Origin of the sequence: Candidatus Ancaeobacter aquaticus (genome assembly GCA_030765405.1) — a bacterium.
Classification (GTDB): Bacteria; Auribacterota; Ancaeobacteria; order Ancaeobacterales; family Ancaeobacteraceae; genus Ancaeobacter; species Ancaeobacter aquaticus.
The window spans coordinates 181,637-202,347 of record JAVCCP010000040.1; the positions used below are offsets into that span (position 1 = coordinate 181,637).

Genomic DNA, 20,711 nt, shown 5'->3' on the forward strand with positions numbered 1-20,711 from the left:
GTTCTCAGGGGGTTATTTCTTCAAAATGTTAGCACATATGTATATTACTTTTAATTTTATAGATGGGAAGATATTTTTATAAGAAAAAGTGCCGAGAATCTTATTTTGCAAACGTGCTATACCGCCAATGATATGCAAAAAACATTTATACAGTTCCTGTACTGTGTCTGAAAGAAAAGAATTTTTCTTGCTTAGAGATTCTGTGTGCGTGTGCCCACGTTCAAAAGCTTTTGCGTAGGAGATGAATCCGTAGCATGCCATGAGAAGTGAGTATATAAGGCCATAAGAACCATCAATGTATCCCTCAAACTTAAAGAATCGTTTCGTGAACTCTCTTGTCGGTGAGCGCAATAGCCCCTGCCAGCGAAAATGAGTGTTATGTAATAGGAGTGATTCAGCTTCTTTATCCGTGTATCCATCGATTCTTTTTAAAAAATCTGATATTTTTTCGCAAAAATAGTGTTTTAATGCCAGTTCATCTTCTGCTTCCAATAAAAGTTCTTTACCGGTTACATTAGGGAAAGAATGGATGTGATTGTTCCAAGAGACCATGCCTTTTTTGAAAAAACGGATATGATAATCAGGCCACATTGACTTGTTATGCATTGAGTGACCGAGAAAATATGTGCGCATAGGGATTTTTACATAATCACACGCGGAATCCTGCTGTGTTAGTTCACGTAAACGTTCTAGTAGCTGTGGTGGGGCTTCTTCATCCGCGTCAATGACGAGAATGTAAGGATGCGATGCTTTTTCGATAGCAAAATTGCGGGCAGGTTCAACATATCCCGTGCGGTCAAAAAAATATATTTTATCAGTATATTTTTTGCAAACACTGACGGTAGCATCGTCACTGTGCATATCTACTACTACAATTTCTTCCACTCTGTCTTTAAGAGATACAAGAGTTCTTTCAATGGATCTTTCAGCATTGAGAGTATTGATAACCGCAGAAATCATATAGTCAGGCACGAAATTGTTTATTGGTTAAAGTCATGTAAGTAAAACCATCAGTTACATTTACTAAGTAAAAACAATATAATATCACTTATATCAGAAATAGGCATTAAATTTATGAGAGATTTTTGATTCCATTATTCAAAAAAGAATTGTTGTAAAAACACTTTGCGCATATAATAGCCCATATGAAAAGATACATAGGTGTAACAATTTCTTATTTTGTTCTTATAGTAGTTTTCTTAACAGGTGACGGAGTATGTGATGCAAAAAAACCTGTTATTACCATAGGATACATGCCTGTAACCGCACATTTGACAATTCCTATTGCATTTGAACTACATAAAGGTGAATTTCAGAATTTTTCCTTACAGCTACGAAAGTATACTTCATGGGACGACATGGTAAAAGCGTTAGAAGAGAGTGAGCTTGATGGGGCCTTTATGCCTGCACCACTGATAATAAAATTCAGAGAGAAAAAGTTTCCGTTTACTTGTGTGTCATTGGGTTGTGAAAATGGTAGTGCAATTGTTATGGGTAGGTGGAGCGGAATTGAGAATATAGATGATCTCAAAGGTCGTGTTTCTGTTGTTGCTGTTCCGCACATCTATTCGATCCCCCATATAATACTGTATAGGTATCTCTTACAAAACGGCGTTAAATATAAAAAAGAAGTAAAGATTGTTAGCATGTCTCCTGCAGACATGTTTGCAAGCTTAAGTAGGAAAGAAACACAAGGGTTTGTGTCTGAAGAGCCAATTTGTCGTTCAACTGAAGAGAGAAATGCCGGAAAAATTATTGCATGCAGTAAAGAAATATGGCCATCACATCCAGGAGGGGTGTTAATGATCAGCAATATGTTAATTGAAAAGCAGAAGAAAATCGTTCAGGAGCTTGTAGATGCTGTCGTTGATGCAGCAGATTTTATCGAATACCATCCACAAGAAGCATCGGAAATATGTTCTGGCTATTATGGGGTAGATAGTCGGGTTGTTTTTGACGTATTAACGCGTCCGGATGATATGATCTCTTTTAATGATTTGATACCAAAAAAAGAACACTTTGAACGTATTATTGATTATTTAAAGAAAATGAAATTAGTAAAGAAAGATATATCAGTTGAAAATCTTATAGATACTGATTTTATAGAGAATGCGTATAAAAAGAAAAAAAAGTAAACCTTGTTAGAAACGGGCTATAAAGAAAATGACATAATAGGTTGAGATATATGAAACGGTGAAATAATGTATAAATATTTTATAGGTATAATGTTTTGTGTTCTTTGCTTGCTTGGCTGTGGGCGAAACACAGATAGTACAGTAAAAATTGGGCTGTCGACACGTCCTGGATCCTCATTGATACAGTTTGCGCAGCAGGAGGGGATTTTTAGAAAAGAGGGGCTGCGGGTGCAATTGTTTAGGCGTGGTGGTACGGCAGAGACGAAAGATGATTTTATTAAAGGCAAAGTTGATGCTGCAGTATTGTCTATTGTTGAAATAATTGAGCTAATAGATAAGGGATATGAATTTGTTATACCACTCGTACTTGATTATTCAAATGGGTCTGACGGTATTGTTGTTAAGGAAAAGTGTCGCAATTTAAAAGGGCTTAAAGGGCATGTCGCAGGTATTCAGTACGGGACTGTATCGCAATATCTTTTTTTGAGAGCGCTTGATTCTCGTGATGTGAAGGTTAAGGATATTGCCGTAAGAAACATATATGCCGACGAGGCAGTTGAATTGTTTGTTGGAGGTAGTGTTGATGCTTTTGCTGCCTGGGAACCATACGTGACATACGCAGTAAATGAAGGTGCCGGGCGTATAGTGTTTACGACACGTGATCTTCCCGAGAAAATCGTTGATGCACTTATTGTTAGGAAAGAATATGCACAAAAAAATCCTCGGAATATTCGGCGTATAATCGACGCATGGTATGAAACAGTGGAATATCTTCGAGATAATTATTCTAAAACTGTTGTTGCTATTTCTGATGCTGAACACGTTTCTCCTGAAACAGTAAAAAATGTTTTAAGCAGCCTTAGAATTGGAGATCAAAAGGTGAATTCTGAAGTGTTTGGTGATGGTAAGAGTTTTGGCCAAATGTTTATTTTTGTTAAAGAGATTGCCGGGCATATGAAAAGATATGGCATGATAAAGAATGTGCCGGATATTAAGAAATATATTTATCCGGACCTTTTTTATGATAGGTAAAGGTACTCTGTTGTTTAATGATAAAAGTGAGAGCATGAAAGAATGAAAAAAACGGTAATAGGCGCTGTAATAGGATGTGTTTGTGTTCTGTGTGTTTCGTGCGGATATTTATTGAGGGAACCTCTTAGGGTAGGGGTGTTTCCTCGACCTGGATGTGAAATCATATGGGTTGCAAAGCACAATGGTTATTTTGAGGATGAAGGACTAGATGTTATCGTGTCGCAGTATTCAAGTTGGGAAAGCACGGTGCAATCATTTAATAAGGGGAAAACTGATCTTTCAGTAGAGACTTTGCTTAGTTATCTTGTGAGTGGTCATAAAGGTAGGATTATTGCCATTACAGACAAGTTTAAAGGTGATGTTCTTGTAGGAAAAAAGTCACTTAAGACTGTAAAAGACATTGTTCGGCATAAAGAAAAACCGATTGCTGTGGAAAAGGGGACCGATGGGTACTATTATTTACAGTCGCTTATTCAGAAAACTCCCGGGGCACAAAAAAGTGTTCATGTTAATTTTCAGCCAACTGACGAAGCGGTAGACAGCTTTGTTCGCGGAGATGTTAATGCTGTATTTTGCTATCCCCCGTATCTTGCGAAAGCACTTAAAAAAGGGCAGGGAAGAATACTATTTTCTCAAGAATTCTCCTCGATTTCACCACGATCAGTTATTGTTGCCTCAGAGCAATCTTTTTTACTCAGAAAAAAAGATATTAATAAATTTTTGCGTGCGTGGTTTAGGGCGGTTGATTTTTTAAAAAAAAGACCGAAAGAGGCAATCAAAATAATGGCTGCTGCAGAAGGTGTTACCCCTGATGAGTTTTCTGAGTGTTTGAGCGATTTAAAAGTATATGACCGCAACGAGTCAGAAACAATTATGACGACAAATAAGATTACAGAAATAATAAATGCTTTGAATTATATGCTAAAAAAGCAAGGTGTGCATATCGGACAAACGCACGTCCATGAATTAATAGATACAGGTTTTGTGCGCAGGAAAAAATGAGGATGTAGCGTGATCAGAAAGACAAATAAGCTAGAAAAAAAGGTGATTGTATTTTTCTTAATATGTGTGTTGTTTTCGATAGGCATTACCGCGTATGTTGCAATTGACGTAAGTGTGCGCATGCTGAAGGATGCAACCTATGAATCGCTTAAGATGAATGCAAAATTAGTTGCATTCGATGTGAAGCGGGAATTAGTTGTGCGATTAGATAGCTTAAAGAACTTTACAAAAGCACAGGTGCTTCTTTCATCGTCAAATGAGCAGATAAGGGAGCGTTTATATCATTTTCTTGCATTGAATCCCAGTATAGCCACAGCGCAATTATTGGACAATAAGGGTGTAGAGATCGCTGAAATTACCCGCGCTAATCGTTTGGTTTCAAAAGGGAAAAAATATTCAGACGCTAACAGGTTTGTCATTGCTCACGTGAACGGAACATATATTAGTCCCGTGTATGTTAATGAGGATGGGAAACGTTCCATTTTGCTTTCTTCGCGTATTGGAGAAAATATTTCGCAGTGTAGCGGCGTTGTGGTTATTGAGATGTCACTTGCGCATTTTACCAGATTGATAGAAGAAGAGAATACATTAAAACGTATTGTATATATTGTGGATAACAGAGGAGATATTGTTGCGTATCCGAATTATAGCTGGGTAAAAGCGAAAAAGAATCTTTCCGAAATTCCTTCCGTTAAAGATGTTATTAGTGAATTAAAGGAACATCCTCAGAAGTATTATCAATATAAATCACCTGAAGGAATAGTGGTGTTTGGTGTATATGAACGTTTACCGTATCTTGGGTGGGGGGTAATCGTTGAAGAACCGTATGTGTTTGTTTTTATGCCGATATATAAAATGATTCACCGCATTGGTTTTATCAGCGTTATTGTGTCAGTTCTCATTATAGGTCTTGGTGTCTTGATTGTGAGACGTAAAATTAAACCTCTCATTGTTTTACATGATAGTGCCCAAAAGATTAAAGAAGGTAATCTTGATATCCAGATCGATACCCATACCGGTGATGAGATAGAAGATTTAGCCCATGCTTTTAATCTTATGACAAAACGTTTAAAGGAAATGTATGAAGATTTAGAGGCAAAGATTAGCGAAAGAACCGCGCAGCTTAAAGTAGCCCAAGATAAGCTGATTTACTCTGAAAAACTAACAACAATAGGTAAATTAGCAAGTATTGTGGGTCACGAGTTACGTAATCCGTTGGCGATAATAAGAAACTCTGTGTATTACCTGAATATGTTTGATATAGGTAAGGTTAATGAAGAGGCAAAGGAACAGCTTGATATTATTGAAAAGGAAGTTGATGATGCGACGCAAATTATTTCTCAGATATTGGACTTTGCACGAGAGAAAGAGCCAAAACTAACAAATGCTAATATTCATAAATTAATTAAGGAAATACTTGATGGTATTGAGCTACCATCAAACATTGTTTCTAAAGTGCGTTTTTGTTCTGCAGACTCCACGTTATCAATCGATCCGCTCTTGATGGGAAGAGTATTTCAGAATATTATTACCAATGCAATTCAATCGATGCCTCTTGTGAGCGGTAAAATAGTGGTATCTACAGAAAAAACTGATTCGGCATTGCGTGTTATTATAAAAGATACCGGTTCTGGAATATCAGAAGAAAGTCTTGGTAAAATTTTTGATCCTTTATACAGCACTAAAGCACGGGGTACGGGACTTGGCCTAACGTTTTGTAAAAGTATAGTTGAAAGGCACGGAGGCGTGATTGCCGTTGATAGTGTTGTTAATGAGGGAACGACGTTTAATATTGAACTTCCTCTTCCGAATGTTACCTCATCATGAGGTTTCTTTGACGTAAAGCTCTTATATCTAAATACTTAATGCTATATAGTTGACCATTAGTTGTAATTGTGGTAAATTTCACGTTTTTACATATGCGGATATTTTTGTAGTTTTTTGATTAAACAATACTTAGAAAGGATTAGTTTCAATGAAGATTGTTGTAACAGGTGGGGCGGGATTAGTGGGAACAGAATGTTGTAATTTGTTTGGCAATGCGGGTGATAGTGTTGTCAGTATTGATAACTATCAGCGTGGGAAGATTTTTGGGGAACTTGGTAATACTGAAGAGAATGTTGAAAAAATATTGTCCGGGTCAGATAATGTTATCCATGTAGAGGCTGATATAAGAGATATTGAGACAATAGGGAAATACCTGAAAGAAGCTGATGCTGTTATTCACACCGCTGCACAACCATCGCATCCACGGTCAGTTGAAATTCCTGCTGAAGATTTCTCCATCAATGTGGTGGGGACATTTCAACTGTTAGATTTTTTGCGTAAAAACAATCCTAAGTGTATTTTTATCCATTGTTCTACCAATAAAGTGTATGGGGATAATCCAAATCGTTTAGCTCTCATTGAAAAAGAAACGAGATACGATTTTAAAGATATTGATGCAATTGATGAAAATTTTCCTATCGATAAGGGGACCCATACACCTTTTGGTGTCTCAAAAACTGCTGCAGATCTCTATACACAAGAATTTGCCGCAACATATGGTATGACTACCGGTGTTTTTCGTATGGGGTGTATTACCGGTGGTGCGGCACATGCGGTAGAATTGCATAACTGGGAACCATTCTTTATGATGAAAAATTTGTCGGGTGAAAATCTTAATATATACGGGTATAAGGGAAAGCAGGTTCGAGACGTCATTCATGCACGTGATCTTGCAAAATTATTTAAAAAGTTTATTGAAAATCCAAAAAAAGGCGAGGTATACAACATCGGCGGCGGAAGAAAAAATACTATCTCACTTCTTGAGGCTATTTCACTTATTGAAAATATGACCGGAAAAAAGATGAATTATACGATCGTTCCTGAAGCGAGGCTCGGAGATCATCAAGTGTACGTCAGTGATATACGTAAAGCGCAACGTGATTTTGATTGGGATATTGAGATAGGGCTAGAGGAAGTATTTCGAGAAATATATGAAACATTAAAACCGAATTATCTAAAGAAATAGATGGTATGAGAGCACTTTACATTATATTTTTATCACTGTTTTGTGGGGTTGGGCAGATAGTGAAAAGACAGTATGTTCGCGGTATAGTGATACTGCTCCTCTATGCATATTGTCTATCACATTTAATTATGGGGCTATTCGGCTTAGTGTATCTCGATCATATTTTAATGGTCTTGTTGTTTTTGGTGGTATCCTTTGTATGGCTCTATAATCTGTTGGATATTAGAGAAATGTACGTTGTAGACGGTAAGGTTGATACAGATGGTAGTGATACTGATGACCAGCTATATGAAAAAGGGAGAGTGTGTTCTTTAAAGGGTGATTTAACTCAGGCAAAAGAGTGTTTTGAGATTTTATACATGAGAAATAAAGAAGATATGGATACTGTGTATCAGCTAGCTAAGATATATAAAGAATGTGATGAAAATGCACAAGCTCGTAAATTATTTAAGAAATATCTGAAAAAAGGCGATAAACTCGAATGGATAGAAGAAGCCAAAGAAGCATTGGGAGCGAAATAATATATGAATGAGCATGCGTCTGACAATTTAGTGAAACATGGAAGCATAATGCTTGCGGCGACACTCATTGCCGGTTTTGCGAATTATCTCTATCACGTTCTTATGATCAGAATGCTTACGCCTTCTGAATACGGGGTGCTCTACTCTCTTTTAGCGCTCTTTATGATTATTGGTATTCCTATAACCACTGTTGCAGTAGTGATTACCAAGTATGTTTCAAAATATCGTGGATTAGGGCAAGATGACAAGATAAGTTTGCTTTTTGTGAAATCATTAAAAAAACTAACTGTGATAGGTTTATTGCTTTTTGTGTTGTTTGTCATATTTAGCAAATATATTGGGATGTATTTAAATATCGATACAAGGATCCCTATAATTATTGTTGGTATTGTACTTGCTCTTGCATTTATTACCACTGTTACAGCAGGAATGCTGCAAGGGTTACAGGCGTTTTTGGTTTTTGGATCGGTAAACATAATTAGTACTGTAGGCAAAGTTATATTTGCAGCCTTATTGGTAATGGCAGGTTTTGGTGTAAACGGTGCTTTATGGGGGATAGTCATTTCAGTGATTGTCAGTATTATTATTTCTTGTTTTCCCCTAAAACGTTATTTTTCTCTTCATAAAACGGTTGAGGATGTCTCAATTGATAAAAAAGAAATATATCAGTATTTGGTGCCTGTAGGAATAGCGATATTCTGTTTTGGCTTTCTTACTTATTATGACACGCTAGTTGTGAAACATTATTTTTCACCGGAAGTTGCAGGATATTACTCTACGTGTGCTCTTATTGGTAAGGCATTTTTGTTTCCTCCAGCGGCTTTTGCAGGCGCTTTATTCCCTAAGGTTTCTGCTGCGCATTCACTCGGTAAAAAGACATTTCCATTGCTGAAGAAGGCGCTTATTTTGATAATAGCCGTTTTATGTGTTGGGTTAGCGATATGTATGATATTCCCTGATCTGTTAATCAATTTCCTTTTAAAGGGTAAGATGATATTGCCTGAATATAAAGACACAATTATTACACTAATGCGGTATTTTGGTCTGATGGTAATTCCGTACGGGCTTTTATGTATTATTATTTATTATAATCTTGCGTTACACAGGACAAATATACTGTATCTGCTAGCAATAAGTGTTGCTGTTTTGATAGGGGGCTTATATCTTTTCCATGCAACGCTTTTGCAGGTAATTTGCACTTTTGGAATTATTGGATATCTTCTTTTTATTATTAGTTTTATAATCATTTTATTTACAAAAGAGGTAGAAGGTGAAGGAGTTCAAGGGGAAGATCTCTATATTAATGCCGGCATACAATGAGGCCGATCTCATTGTTACCAATATAAATGAGACAAAGAAGTTATTCCATGATCTTGATTGTGATTATGAGATAATATTCATTGATGACGGCAGTCGTGATAAAACGTATGCACTTGCCTTAGAAGCATTCAAAGACGACCCGAATGTCTTGGTTAAAAGGAATAGAAATAATTACGGTAAAGGTCGAGCTCTCAAGTTTGGTTACAAATTTGCTACAGGTGATATTGTTGCCTTTCTTGATGCTGATCTTGATCTCCATCCTAAACAACTCTATACATTATTTGCAAAAATGAAACTGGAAAATGCTGATGTTGTTGTTGGGTCAAAGTGGCATCCTGATTCGAAACTGAAACTTCCCAAAAGAAGAGTTTTTGTCAGTAAAGTGTATTATATTATACTGTGGCTCCTTTTTGGTTTGCCACTACGGGATACGCAGACGGGTATAAAATTGTTTAAACATGAAGTATTGAAGAATGTTTTTCCCAAAGTGTTGTGTAAACGCTGGGCATTTGATATAGAAATATTGGCCAATGTACACCGTCTAGGCTATAGCATTGCAGAAGCGCCTATCGAACTTGAGTTTAGAAGAGAAGTGAGATGGGGGAGGATGAAGTTTACGGATTTGTGGTACACCGGACTTGATACCCTGGCTATATTTTACCGAATGTATATTATGCGGTATTATGATCATATAGAGAAGGAAGCTATCGAAGATGACGGTGAGTAATTCCGAGGTAAGCGGCAATCAGTTTTTGGCTAGTATTTACAAATAATACATATAATATGAATAGAGTATGGATTATGTATGTCTGCACTTAAAGTATCTATCATTATACCGATTAAGAATTACAATGATTATCTCAATGAATCGGTAGAAGCATGTCTTAATTTATTGTATCCCAATTTCGAAATTATTGTTCTTCCGGATGATTGTTCTGGCTCCTTTAAACACTCAGATAAGAAACAGGTAAAGATAATTCCAACAGGTCCAATGGGTCCATCTGAGAAAAGAGATATTGGTGCAAAGAAAGCAACTGGAGAAATTCTTGCTTTCATTGACGATGATGCGTATCCAGTGGGTGAATGGTTAGGTGTCGCGGTGAGAAATTTTAGCGATCCTGATGTTGCTGCTGTTGGCGGTCCCGGTGTGACTCCATACTCTGATTCATTGCTCCAGCAAGTGAGTGGCGCAATTTATGACTCGTGGATGGCCTCAGGGGCCAATACCTATCGTTATCGTCCGGGAAAGAAAAGGCTTGTAGATGATTATCCGAGCTGTAACTTTATTGTCCGCAAAAGCGTTTTTGATGAAGTTGGTGGTTTTGACAGTACATATTATCCGGGGGAGGATACTGTGCTTTGCCTTAAGATTACCAAAAAATTAAAGAAAAAAATAGTTTATGAGCCATTGGCCCTCGTTTATCACCATAGACGGGCAGTATTCAAGCCTCACTTAAAACAGATCACAAACTATGCGAAGCATCGCGGGTATTTTGTGAAAAAATTCCCCGAGACGTCAATGCGATTATCTTATTTTATCCCATCGATGTTTGTTTGCGGTGTCGTTTTCGGATGGCTATTATTCTTGTTAAATATCTTATTTTTATATCTTTATTGTGGTATTATCATCGTTTATTTATTATGTGCGATTATTAATTCTCAAAAGCTTAACTCATTTAGGGGAAGCATATTAACCTTTATAGGTATTGTGCTGACAAATTGTACCTATGGAGTTTTTTTTCTCAAAGGTCTTTGTAGTAAAAAATTATAATAGGAGGACGTAGTGAAGGTATTGATTGCATATCCACCGATTGAAAGTGAAAAAGGAGTGCCTTTACTTTCGCAGAATAGACAGTTTCAATGGTTTCATAATCCCACATACATATATCCGATGGTGCCATCTTGTGCAGCATCGTTACTTAAAGAGAAAGGGTATGATGTTTGTTGGAAAGACGGGATAGCCGAAAAGATGTCTTATAACGATTTTCTTAAGTATTTCAAAGAACTAAATCCGGATGTTGTCGCGCTGGAAACTAAAGCCCCCGTTGTTCAACATCACTGGAAAATAATAGATGACCTAAAAAAGGAACTACCGGAGTGTAAAATTGTTCTTTTTGGGGATCATGTTACTGCTCTTCCAGAAGAATCATTCAATAATTCTCCCGTTGACTATATTTTAACGGGCGGAAACTACGATTTTCTTCTCCTGTCTCTTTGTAACAATCTTTCTAAGAATGAAACTTTAGAGCCCGGTATTTGGATGAGGAAAGATGGCCAGGTAACATCAACCGGGAAGTTTAATTTAGATCAGGATCTTAACACGTTACCTATGATAGACAGAGATATGACAAAGTGGCTGTTATATAGCGAAGAAAACGGTAATTATAGTCGCTTGCCGGGGACATATACCATGGCGGCACGTGATTGCTGGTATCATAAATGTACGTTTTGTTCTTGGACGACAATATATCCTAAATATTCGTCGAGGACTCCGAAAAAGCTATTAGATGAAATAGGCATACTTATAGAAAAGTATGGTGTTAAGGAGATAATGGATGATAGCGGTTCTTTTCCAATTGGTGAATGGTTGCATGAATTTTGTAATGGCATGATTGAGCGTGGCTATAACAAAAAGATAATCATGGATTGCAATATGCGTTTTGGCGCGCTTTCATTTGATGAATATAAATTGATGCGAAAAGCCGGGTTTCGTTTTATGCTCTTTGGTTTGGAATCAGCTAATCAGAAGACACTTGAGCGAGTTAAAAAAGGCGGAGGATTAACTAAGGACAAGATTATTGAATCGTGCAAAATGGCAAGTAAAGCTGGGTTATCTCCACATATAACAATAATGTTCGGTTATCCGTGGGAAGATATTGATGATGTGCAGCGCACGGTTGATTTGGGGTGTTATTTGATGAAAAAGGGATATGCGCATACCCTGCAGTCGACTGTTGTTATCCCTTATCCGGGAACGCCTCTTTTTGACGAATGTAAAAAGAATGGGTGGCTGAAAACAGAAGACTGGTCTTGTTACGATATGAGAGAACCGATTATGATAACACCGATGCCGGAAGAAAAATTGATGGAAGCGGTACAGTCGGTCTATAAAGTTGCATTTAATCCAGAATTTATTTTTAGAAAATTAATCTCAATAAGAAACACTGAAGACATTAAGTTTATCTGGCGTGCGGCAAAAGCTGTTATTGGACATTTGACTGATTTTCGTGGAAAGAAATGCGCTTGTAAAAACAGCTGTAAGACTTAAGCTATAAGCTGTAAGTCACAAGCTTTTTAGCCTATGTAATAAAAAAGTGTAGGGCAGGGCGTTAGCCCTGAAAAACAAAGAAATAACACTGATGAGTGAAAAACATTACAACGAAGAGTATTTTAAGGATAAGGATGATCTTCCAGTTCATATTTATGCAACATTAGATGATGTAATTGAAAAAAATAATTATGTAAGTATTCTTGAAATTGGATGTGGTACCGGTAAGCTTCTCAGTGCTTTACATAAGAATGGTAGAAAAGTAACTGGTTGTGATCTTTCAATTACAGCAGCGAAAAAAGCGGATGCACTTGTTGCGGATGTGAAAGAACTGCCCTACAGATCAAAAAGTTTTGATTTATTGATCGGTATATCATTAATTGAACACTTAAGAGAAGAAGAAGCCGTGCTTTTTCTTAATGAAGCTAAAAGACTCCTTAAAGTTAGAGGGGCGTTGTTTCTTGTGACACCAAATTTTTCTAGTCCAATGAGGGTTGTAAAAGGTAAAAAATGGTTCGGGTATTCCGATCCAACACATGTAAAGTTCTATTCGCCGGAATCACTCGCATATAAACTTGAAGATAACGGTTTTAATCAAATTAAAAAGACGTTTAAGTTAGATGTATATCCTGATTTTGACTGGGGTCTGCATTTGAAATTCCCTAAAGTAATAAATTGTTTTATTTCGAAGCTATTAATATCTTCACCATTAGCTTTATTTAGAGACAGTTTTTGGATTATGGGAAATAAAATGTAGCGCAAGCCTTCAGGCTTGCAAATTTGTGATATGTTTCAATGAGAACACTGTATTATAGGAAATAACATATGGATAAAAGAAAAGTAGAATTTTACAAACACAATATTGATGAAGCGGATATTAAGCGATTCGATGAAGTTTTGAGGTCAATTTTTCTCACGACCGGAAAAGTCGTTGCTGAATTTGAAGAAGCGTTCTCAAATTACCTTGGCGGGGGAGATGTTATTGGGGTAACGAGTTGTACGGCCGCTTTACAGTTATGTTTGCTTGCATGGGGCATTGGTCATGGTGATGAAGTTATTACGACGCCAATGACATTTTGTGCCACTTCTAATGCGGTACTTCACGTAGGTGCAAAACCGGTGTTTGTTGATGTGGAAGAAGATACCGGAAACATAAATGCTGATCTTATTGAAGAAAAAATTACCAATAAGACAAAAGCAATTATCCCTGTTCATTTGTATGGGCAGATGTGTGACATGAAAAAAATTAAGGAAATTGCGGATAAACATGGATTGATCGTTATTGAAGATGCTGCACATTGTGTAGAAGGTGTTCGGGATGGTATAAAGCCTGGTCAGCTGGGTGATGGGGCTTGCTTTAGTTTTTATGCAACAAAGAACATTACCTGCGGAGAAGGTGGGGCAATTATTGTTCATGATCCAGAAAAAGCTGAATTAATAAGAATAATGCGACTGCATGGTATCGATAAATCAGCTGCTGATAGATACACAAAAAGTTATAGCCACTGGGATATGTCGGTATTGGGATGGAAATATAATATGAATAATATCCAGGCAGCTCTTTTAGTGGGACAGCTTAAAAAAATTGATAGTTTGAGGGATAGACGGGAGTGCATAGCAAAAATGTATGATGATGCTTTCAAAGACACTAACATAAGGCTCATGATGACAAAGGAAAATTGCAAAAATGCGTTTCATCTCTATACCATTCAAGTCTCAGAAGAAAAACGTGATACAGTGTTGAGTGGACTGCAAGATAAGCACGTTGGTTGTGCCGTAAATTATAGAGCCGTACATCTATTGAAATATTATAGAGATAAGCTCGGCTATACTGAAGGAATGTATCCGATAGCTGAACAAATCGGATCAAGAACTATTACTATACCGCTCTATCCAAAACTTAAAAATGATGAAGTTGAATATGTTGTAAAATCAATAATAGAGGTTCTTAATATCTGAGTAGCGTAAAAAATATTTTACATACTAGTTATTTGTTGCGAGCAGGGAAGTAAGCGTTTTAGGCCACACAGCCCTGAATATGTTGTGGGTGAGATTGAAGAATGTGTAAAGAAATTGAGGACATAACGGTGTACGGACTAGATCCAAAATTAAAGGCAGTGTATCATTTATTTGTTATAGAAATAGAACATTGCGACGATCTAAAGAAGCATCTTCAAATGAATGGTGTAGCGTGCGGAATACATTATCCTATTCGATTACCCATGCAATCTGCATATTCTTATTTGAGGTGTAAAGAAAGCGATTTCCCAGAAGCATTGTATAAGTCTTGTCGTATATTATCACCTCCGATGGTTCCCGAATTAACTACGAAACAACAGGATTACGTTATTGATAAAATAGCAGAATTTTATAGATAAAGGATATTTAGTAGAATAATTTTACGATATACTCATGCTTCTTTTGGTGTACGCTAAATACTAAAGCTTGATGCGTTAGTTGATTGTGGTGTATAGTACCATGATCTCCAATATGTAGAATAATATGTCTCAAAATAAGTATATCAATATGTGTAAGAGGTAAGTATGAAAGTATTAGTGACAGGTGGTGCTGGATTTATTGGAAGTAATCTTGTCGATAGGTTGTTGGCTGATGGCCATACGGTGACGGTACTTGATAACTTCTCAACCGGTCGACCTGATAATTTAAAACACCATAAAGATAATCCACAACTATCGTTACATCAAGTTGATGTTGCAAATAATGATACTATTGATCGCTATTTCAAAGGGATCGACTGGGTAATGCACTTAGCTTCTCTTGCGGATATTGTTCCGTCAATAATTGATCCTCAAGAATATTACAGAGCAAATGTTACCGGGACGATCAATGTCCTTGAAGCTGCAAAGAAATGTGAGGTAAAACGTTTTATCTATACGGCATCGAGTTCTTGCTATGGAATACCGGATGCCTATCCGACTGAGGAGGATGCTGATATTAGAACAGAGTATCCATACGCTCTTACGAAATATTTGGGGGAATTATGTGTGCTCCATTGGGGGAATATTTATAAACTACCAGTTGTTTCTTTAAGACTATTTAATGTGTATGGACCTCGTGCTCGGACATCTGGAACCTATGGGGCTGTTATGGGGGTGTTTTTAGCGCAGAAATTGGCTCAAAAACCTTTTACTGTTGTTGGTGACGGTACTCAGAAAAGGGATTTCACGTATGTTGATGATGTTGCTGATGCTTTTGTGTCGGCGGCTGCATCAAATGTGACAAATGAAATTTTTAATATAGGATCAGGTAGTCCGCAGAGCGTAAATACGTTAGTTGAGTTACTGCAGGGTGAAAGGATCTATATCCCTAAACGTCCTGGGGAGCCTGATTGTACATGGGCGAATATAGATAAAATAAAGAATACTATCGGGTGGAATCCAAAAACATCCTTTAAAGAAGGCGTTAATAAGGTTTTAGAGCATATTGATTATTGGAGAAGTGCGCCGGTTTGGACACCTGAAAAAATTGAAGTTGCTACGAAAGATTGGTTTAAATATTTATCGAGGTAAACATGAAAAATAATGTTTTATCAAAAATTAAGACAATTGATGAGTTGGCCCCGATTTTGGATGGATTAAGAAAAAAGGGTAAAAAGATCGTTCACTGTCATGGTGTTTTTGAACTTTTGCATCCAGGACATATTAGACATTTTGAAGAGGCAAAGAGTAAAGGAAACATTCTTGTTGTTACAATTACCAAGGATGAATATGTAAATAAAGGGCCTGGCCGACCCATTTTCAAAGAGGCATTGAGACTTGAAAGTTTAGCAGCGATAGAGTCAGTTGACTATGTGGCACTTAATGACTGGCCAACTGCAGTAGAGACGATTAGGAGATTGAAACCTAATATTTATGTAAAAGGGAGTGATTATTCTAAAAGAGAGGATGATCTTACAGGAAAGATATATGAAGAGGAAGAAGCAATAAATTCTGTCGGAGGAATGCTTCATTTTACTGATGATATTACCTTTAGTTCTACGTCTCTTATAAATTCATATTTTCCCCCGTATCCTGATGAAGCCCGCGAATTTTTTCAAGATTTTAGAAAAAAATATTCTTCTAATGATGTAATCAAGTACATAAAAAAGGTGGAAAACACAAAAGTACTTGTCATTGGGGATATCATTATTGACGAATACCATTATTGTTTTGGCGTAGGAAAATCCGCGAAAGACAATATCATCGTTACAAAATATTTAAATGAGGAAATATTTGCGGGTGGCGTTCTGGCTGCAGCAAATCATACAGCAGGTTTTTGTAAAAATGTCCATTTGGTAAGTTCAATAGGGAAACAAAATAATTATCAAGATTTCATCGCAACACATTTGAAACCTAATATTTCGACAAATTTTTATGAGATCGAAGATGCGCCTACGGTTGTGAAACGCAGATTTGTTGATCCTAACTTTTTAAATAAACTATTCGAAATAATATATTTAGATGACAATGTTCATACATCACAAAAAATAGAAAAGAAATTATACACTTATTTAGATGAGCACCTCAAAGATTATGATATGGTCATTGTAACCGATTTTGGCCATGGATTACTAACGCCCAGAATGGTTAAGTTGTTAAGTAAGAAAGCTAAATATTTAGCTATAAATGTGCAAACAAATAGTGCAAACAGAGGATTTAATGTAGTTACTAAATTTTCTCGTGCCGATTATATTTGTATTGATGAACCTGAGATACGGTTAGCTTGTCATGATAGATATTCCAATCTCAACAAATTGATACTTAAAATAAGCAAAAAGCTCAAGTGCGACAAAATAATTATTACTAGAGGGCATAAGGGGTCATTGGTCTATTCCAAAGCTGATGGGTTTAAGGAAATACCGATATTCTCCAAAGAGGTGCTTGATAGAATTGGAGCAGGGGATGCCTATTTTTCTGTGACAGCCCCATGTGTATTTAAAAATGCACCAATGGAAGTAGTTGGGTTTATAGGTAACGCTGCTGGAGCAATGAAGGTTTTGATAGTGGGGAATCGCTCTTCTATTGAACCGGCTCCTCTTTTTAAATACATTACTGCACTTCTTAAATGACAATATTTATCCACTCTTAAGATGCACCGGTAAGGATTTATTATGGACAAATTCAGAATAGACAGTCATAAATTAATATATCATGTCGATAGGGTAAATGATTGGCAGAAAAATAAAAATATATATCCTTTATATATGGAGATATCGCCTGCAGGTGCTTGTAATCATAGGTGTACATATTGCGGTCTAGATTTTATGGAGTACAAGCCAAGATTTCTCAAAACAGAGGTTTTAAAAGACAGGATTTCAGAAATGGGATCGTTAGGACTCAAGAGTATCATGTATGCGGGTGAGGGTGAGCCACTTTTACATAAAGATATGCTTGATATTACTCTTCATACTGAGAAGTCAGGGATTGATGTTGCGTTTACGACAAACGGGGTATTTCTTGATAAGGATTTTGCTGATGCAGCACTTACAAGTATAACCTGGGTAAAAGTGAGTATAAATGGTGCTACAAAAGATACTTATAACAAGATTCACCGAGGTAAGAGTGATGATCTTGATAAAGTTATGCATAATATGGCCTATGCAAACGATGTAAGAAGAAGTAATAATTATAAATGTACTTTGGGAATGCAGATAATGTTATTGCCTGATAACTATCAGGAAGTTGGGAAGTTAGCTCAAAGGGCAAAAGATATTGGGATGGATTATTTAGTAGTCAAACCGTACTCTCATCATCCTCAGAGTAATACTACGGAATACAAAGATATTAAATATGATAATTATCTTCAGTTAAAAGATGAGCTTTCTCAGTATAATGATGAGCAGTTTCATGTAGTGTTCCGTATTAATAGTATGAAGAAGTGGGATAAGGGTGAGCATGGATACACACATTGCTTAGCCCTTCCTTTCTGGTCATATATTGATGCGGGTGGAAATGTGTGGGGTTGCAGCGTGTATCTTGGAGATGAACGTTTCTTGTATGGCAATATCCATGAGCAAACGTTTAGAGAAATCTGGGAAGGAGAAAAAAGACGCGCTTCTCTTGAGTGGGTAAAGAATGAGCTGGATACGTGTAATTGTAGAGTAAATTGTAGAATGGATGAAGTGAATAAGTATCTGTGGGACTTAAAGCACCCTTCAGAACACGTGAATTTTATATAACAGAAAAACATATATCATGAATGAATTAGTATTACAAAAAAAAGCGGACCAAATAAGGAGCAACGTAATCCATCTTTCTGTGAAAAATAGTGCCGGGCATATTGCCCCATCACTATCTTGTGTTGATATACTTGTAGCGCTATATTATCGCTGCATGAACTATGATTTTGAAAATCCTTTATGGGAAGATCGAGATAGGCTTATTTTCTCTAAAGCGCATGGATGTTACGGGCTCTATGCAATATTGGCTGATAAAGGTGTTATTCCGAAAAAAGAATGGGATAATTTCTACACATCAAAGAGTACACTCTTGGGTTGCATGGAAAGACGTCTAGAGTATGGATTTGAGGCTGGTTGTGGGTCATTAGGACATGGACTTCCTCTCGCTGTGGGAACTGCTTTTGGCGCACATATTCAAAAAAAGAGCTATTCTATTTTTTGTGTTGTTGGTGACGGTGAGTTGCAAGAGGGAACAACGTGGGAAGCGCTCCAGTTTGCTGTTAAATATAATCTTTCAAATCTAGTTGTGGTAATTGATCGAAATAAATTACAAGCAATGGATTTTATCTTGAACGTTCTTGATAAGCACGAGAGTGATCTTATTAATAGATTGAAAGGTTTCGGTCTTTCACCTGTTAGCTGCTCTGGACATAATTCAGAACGGTTGGCAACTGTTATAAAAAACACACAATCTATCTGCGATAAAAAACCAAAAATTATTATCGCAGAAACAGTTAAAGGTTTTGGCTTGAAGTGTATGGAGAATGTGCCTAAATTTCATTTTCGGATTCCGGGCTGTGAAAAGTTAATCATATAATTTGAAAGTTAAATACATGCATAATTATCGAAAAGACGTTTTAGATATGATTATCCCTTATTTTCGTAAGGATCAAAGATATTGTCTTTTAGTATGCGATATGGGATTTGGGGCGGCAGATAAAATAAAAGTGGAATTCCCCGAAAGAATCATAAACTGTGGAGTTATGGAGCAGGGAACTGTGGGCATAGCTGCTGGTATGTGTATGAGTGGGTTAAAACCTATAGTTTATTCAATAGTGAATTTTCTAGCATACAGGGCAATAGAGCAAATTAGAAACGATGTTGTTTTACAAAAACTCGATGTTAAGTTTATAGGAACTGGAGCAAACGACTATTTCAAGTTTCTGGGGCTTTCACATTGTTGTGGAGGTGATGATATTAAACTCATGAAGTTAGTGAAATTAAAAGTATACGATCCCTACGAACACGATTGTGATTTTAAAACTATTGTTAGTGACTGGATAGATAGCCCCAGAGCGGGGTACATGAGGGTATAATTATAAATTATGTGGAACGGTTTTTGTGAACGCCTTAAATATTAAAGAACATACAATATCAGTAATAATGCCGGCTTTGAATGAAGAGTTAAATATTTCCAATGCAATTGGAAATACGCTAAAAGCTTTTGATGATTATTCTATTGTTGGAGAAATTATTATCGTAAATGACGGTAGTACTGATGGGACTGAGCAAACAGTGCAGTCTTTTTCTCAAGAAGATAGTAGAATTAAGATGATTGTTCACGATAAACCAAAAGGCATTGGAGCATCTTTCTGGGATGGTATTGATAATGCTCAGGGAAATATTATTGTCTTGATACCCGGCGATAATGAAATTGATCCATGGGAAATATTTCGTTATTGTGAATTGCTCGACAATGTTGATATTGTAATCCCGTTCGTTTATAACGAACAAGTAAGGCCATTATTTAGAAGGATTCTATCTTTTTTATATCGTTTCATTGTTAATGTATCCTTTTTTACCAATTTTAATTATACAAATGGAACAATTCTATATCGCAAATCGATTTTGAAGGAGTTGGAGTATCGTAGTAGTGGTTTTTTCTTTCAAACAGATATTTTAATAAGAACTGTTAAAAGAGGATATCTCTATGCTGAAGTTCCTTATAGACTGGGGATAAGAGAACATGGTGTTTCTAGAGCTGTTTCATTTCCATCGTTGTTGAAAGTTATTAAAGGCTATTTAAAATTGATCAAAGATCATTATTGTAGTGTGAAAATTAAAAATAATAAAATATTTGCAGCTGATTCTAAAACAGCGACTAGAAAAGATAAGTAAGACTTCTGCGAAATGACGTTTAGCGGAGTCATCGCGATGAGCGAAGCGAGGAAGCGATCTCGAAAAGAGTAAGAAGTAGGGTAAGAGAAACAGGATAGCAAACGATCACCGAAAAAAGAAACAG

At 36.6% G+C, this 20,711-nt stretch carries 20 protein-coding genes; 19 read left to right on the forward strand and 1 reads right to left on the reverse strand.

What is annotated here, in order from left to right:
• Positions 1-12: 12 nt before the first annotated feature.
• The gene (locus tag P9M13_04930; protein MDP8262628.1) at positions 13-960 is read right to left on the reverse strand and encodes a glycosyltransferase family 2 protein; all 948 of its coding nucleotides are present in this window, start codon (positions 958-960) and stop codon (positions 13-15) included.
• 185 nt (positions 961-1,145) lie between these two features.
• Between P9M13_04930 and P9M13_04935 the strand changes: the two genes are divergently transcribed.
• From P9M13_04935 to P9M13_05025, 19 genes are all read left to right on the forward strand, one after another.
• Positions 1,146-2,135, forward strand: a complete 990-nt coding sequence (locus tag P9M13_04935; protein MDP8262629.1) for an ABC transporter substrate-binding protein — start codon at positions 1,146-1,148, stop codon at positions 2,133-2,135.
• Positions 2,136-2,201: 66 nt separating this feature from the next.
• Positions 2,202-3,167, forward strand: a complete 966-nt coding sequence (locus P9M13_04940; protein ID MDP8262630.1) for an ABC transporter substrate-binding protein — start codon at positions 2,202-2,204, stop codon at positions 3,165-3,167.
• A gap of 42 nt (positions 3,168-3,209) precedes the next feature.
• The gene (locus tag P9M13_04945; GenBank protein ID MDP8262631.1) at positions 3,210-4,169 is read left to right on the forward strand and encodes an ABC transporter substrate-binding protein; all 960 of its coding nucleotides are present in this window, start codon (positions 3,210-3,212) and stop codon (positions 4,167-4,169) included.
• A 9-nt stretch (positions 4,170-4,178) separates the two neighbouring features.
• The gene (locus P9M13_04950) at positions 4,179-5,996 is read left to right on the forward strand and encodes an ATP-binding protein (protein ID MDP8262632.1); all 1,818 of its coding nucleotides are present in this window, start codon (positions 4,179-4,181) and stop codon (positions 5,994-5,996) included.
• 148 nt (positions 5,997-6,144) lie between these two features.
• A complete protein-coding gene (locus tag P9M13_04955) occupies positions 6,145-7,182 on the forward strand; it encodes an NAD-dependent epimerase/dehydratase family protein (GenBank protein MDP8262633.1) in 1,038 nt (345 codons plus the stop codon).
• Positions 7,183-7,187: 5 nt separating this feature from the next.
• Positions 7,188-7,703 carry a hypothetical protein gene (locus P9M13_04960; protein MDP8262634.1) on the forward strand — a complete coding sequence of 172 codons (516 nt, stop codon included), beginning with the start codon at positions 7,188-7,190 and terminating at the stop codon, positions 7,701-7,703.
• 3 nt (positions 7,704-7,706) lie between these two features.
• Entirely contained in the window at positions 7,707-9,023 is a 1,317-nt protein-coding gene (locus P9M13_04965; protein MDP8262635.1) for an oligosaccharide flippase family protein, read from the forward strand.
• Positions 8,974-9,750, forward strand: coding sequence for a glycosyltransferase family 2 protein (locus tag P9M13_04970; protein MDP8262636.1), 777 nt, complete (start codon positions 8,974-8,976; stop codon positions 9,748-9,750). Before P9M13_04965 ends, P9M13_04970 begins: the two co-directional genes overlap by 50 nt.
• A 78-nt stretch (positions 9,751-9,828) precedes the next feature.
• Complete coding sequence (locus tag P9M13_04975; protein MDP8262637.1) at positions 9,829-10,794, forward strand: glycosyltransferase; 966 nt, start codon at positions 9,829-9,831, stop codon at positions 10,792-10,794.
• Positions 10,795-10,806: 12 nt separating this feature from the next.
• Positions 10,807-12,291 carry a radical SAM protein gene (locus tag P9M13_04980; GenBank protein MDP8262638.1) on the forward strand — a complete coding sequence of 495 codons (1,485 nt, stop codon included), beginning with the start codon at positions 10,807-10,809 and terminating at the stop codon, positions 12,289-12,291.
• A gap of 91 nt (positions 12,292-12,382) precedes the next feature.
• On the forward strand, positions 12,383-13,048 hold the full coding sequence (locus P9M13_04985; GenBank protein MDP8262639.1) for a class I SAM-dependent methyltransferase: 666 nt from the start codon (positions 12,383-12,385) through the stop codon (positions 13,046-13,048).
• A 68-nt stretch (positions 13,049-13,116) separates the two neighbouring features.
• A complete protein-coding gene (locus tag P9M13_04990; protein MDP8262640.1) occupies positions 13,117-14,250 on the forward strand; it encodes a DegT/DnrJ/EryC1/StrS family aminotransferase in 1,134 nt (377 codons plus the stop codon).
• Positions 14,251-14,351: 101 nt separating this feature from the next.
• A complete protein-coding gene (locus P9M13_04995) occupies positions 14,352-14,669 on the forward strand; it encodes a DegT/DnrJ/EryC1/StrS family aminotransferase (GenBank protein MDP8262641.1) in 318 nt (105 codons plus the stop codon).
• A 165-nt stretch (positions 14,670-14,834) separates the two neighbouring features.
• Entirely contained in the window at positions 14,835-15,821 is a 987-nt protein-coding gene (locus P9M13_05000; GenBank protein MDP8262642.1) for an SDR family oxidoreductase, read from the forward strand.
• 2 nt (positions 15,822-15,823) lie between these two features.
• Complete coding sequence (locus tag P9M13_05005; GenBank protein ID MDP8262643.1) at positions 15,824-17,359, forward strand: PfkB family carbohydrate kinase; 1,536 nt, start codon at positions 15,824-15,826, stop codon at positions 17,357-17,359.
• Between the two features lie 42 nt (positions 17,360-17,401).
• Positions 17,402-18,469 carry a radical SAM protein gene (locus P9M13_05010; GenBank protein ID MDP8262644.1) on the forward strand — a complete coding sequence of 356 codons (1,068 nt, stop codon included), beginning with the start codon at positions 17,402-17,404 and terminating at the stop codon, positions 18,467-18,469.
• Between the two features lie 16 nt (positions 18,470-18,485).
• Positions 18,486-19,286 carry a transketolase gene (locus P9M13_05015; protein MDP8262645.1) on the forward strand — a complete coding sequence of 267 codons (801 nt, stop codon included), beginning with the start codon at positions 18,486-18,488 and terminating at the stop codon, positions 19,284-19,286.
• Between the two features lie 46 nt (positions 19,287-19,332).
• Entirely contained in the window at positions 19,333-19,785 is a 453-nt protein-coding gene (locus P9M13_05020; GenBank protein MDP8262646.1) for a hypothetical protein, read from the forward strand.
• A gap of 25 nt (positions 19,786-19,810) precedes the next feature.
• On the forward strand, positions 19,811-20,587 hold the full coding sequence (locus P9M13_05025) for a glycosyltransferase family 2 protein (protein ID MDP8262647.1): 777 nt from the start codon (positions 19,811-19,813) through the stop codon (positions 20,585-20,587).
• The last annotated feature ends 124 nt before the right edge of the window (positions 20,588-20,711 follow it).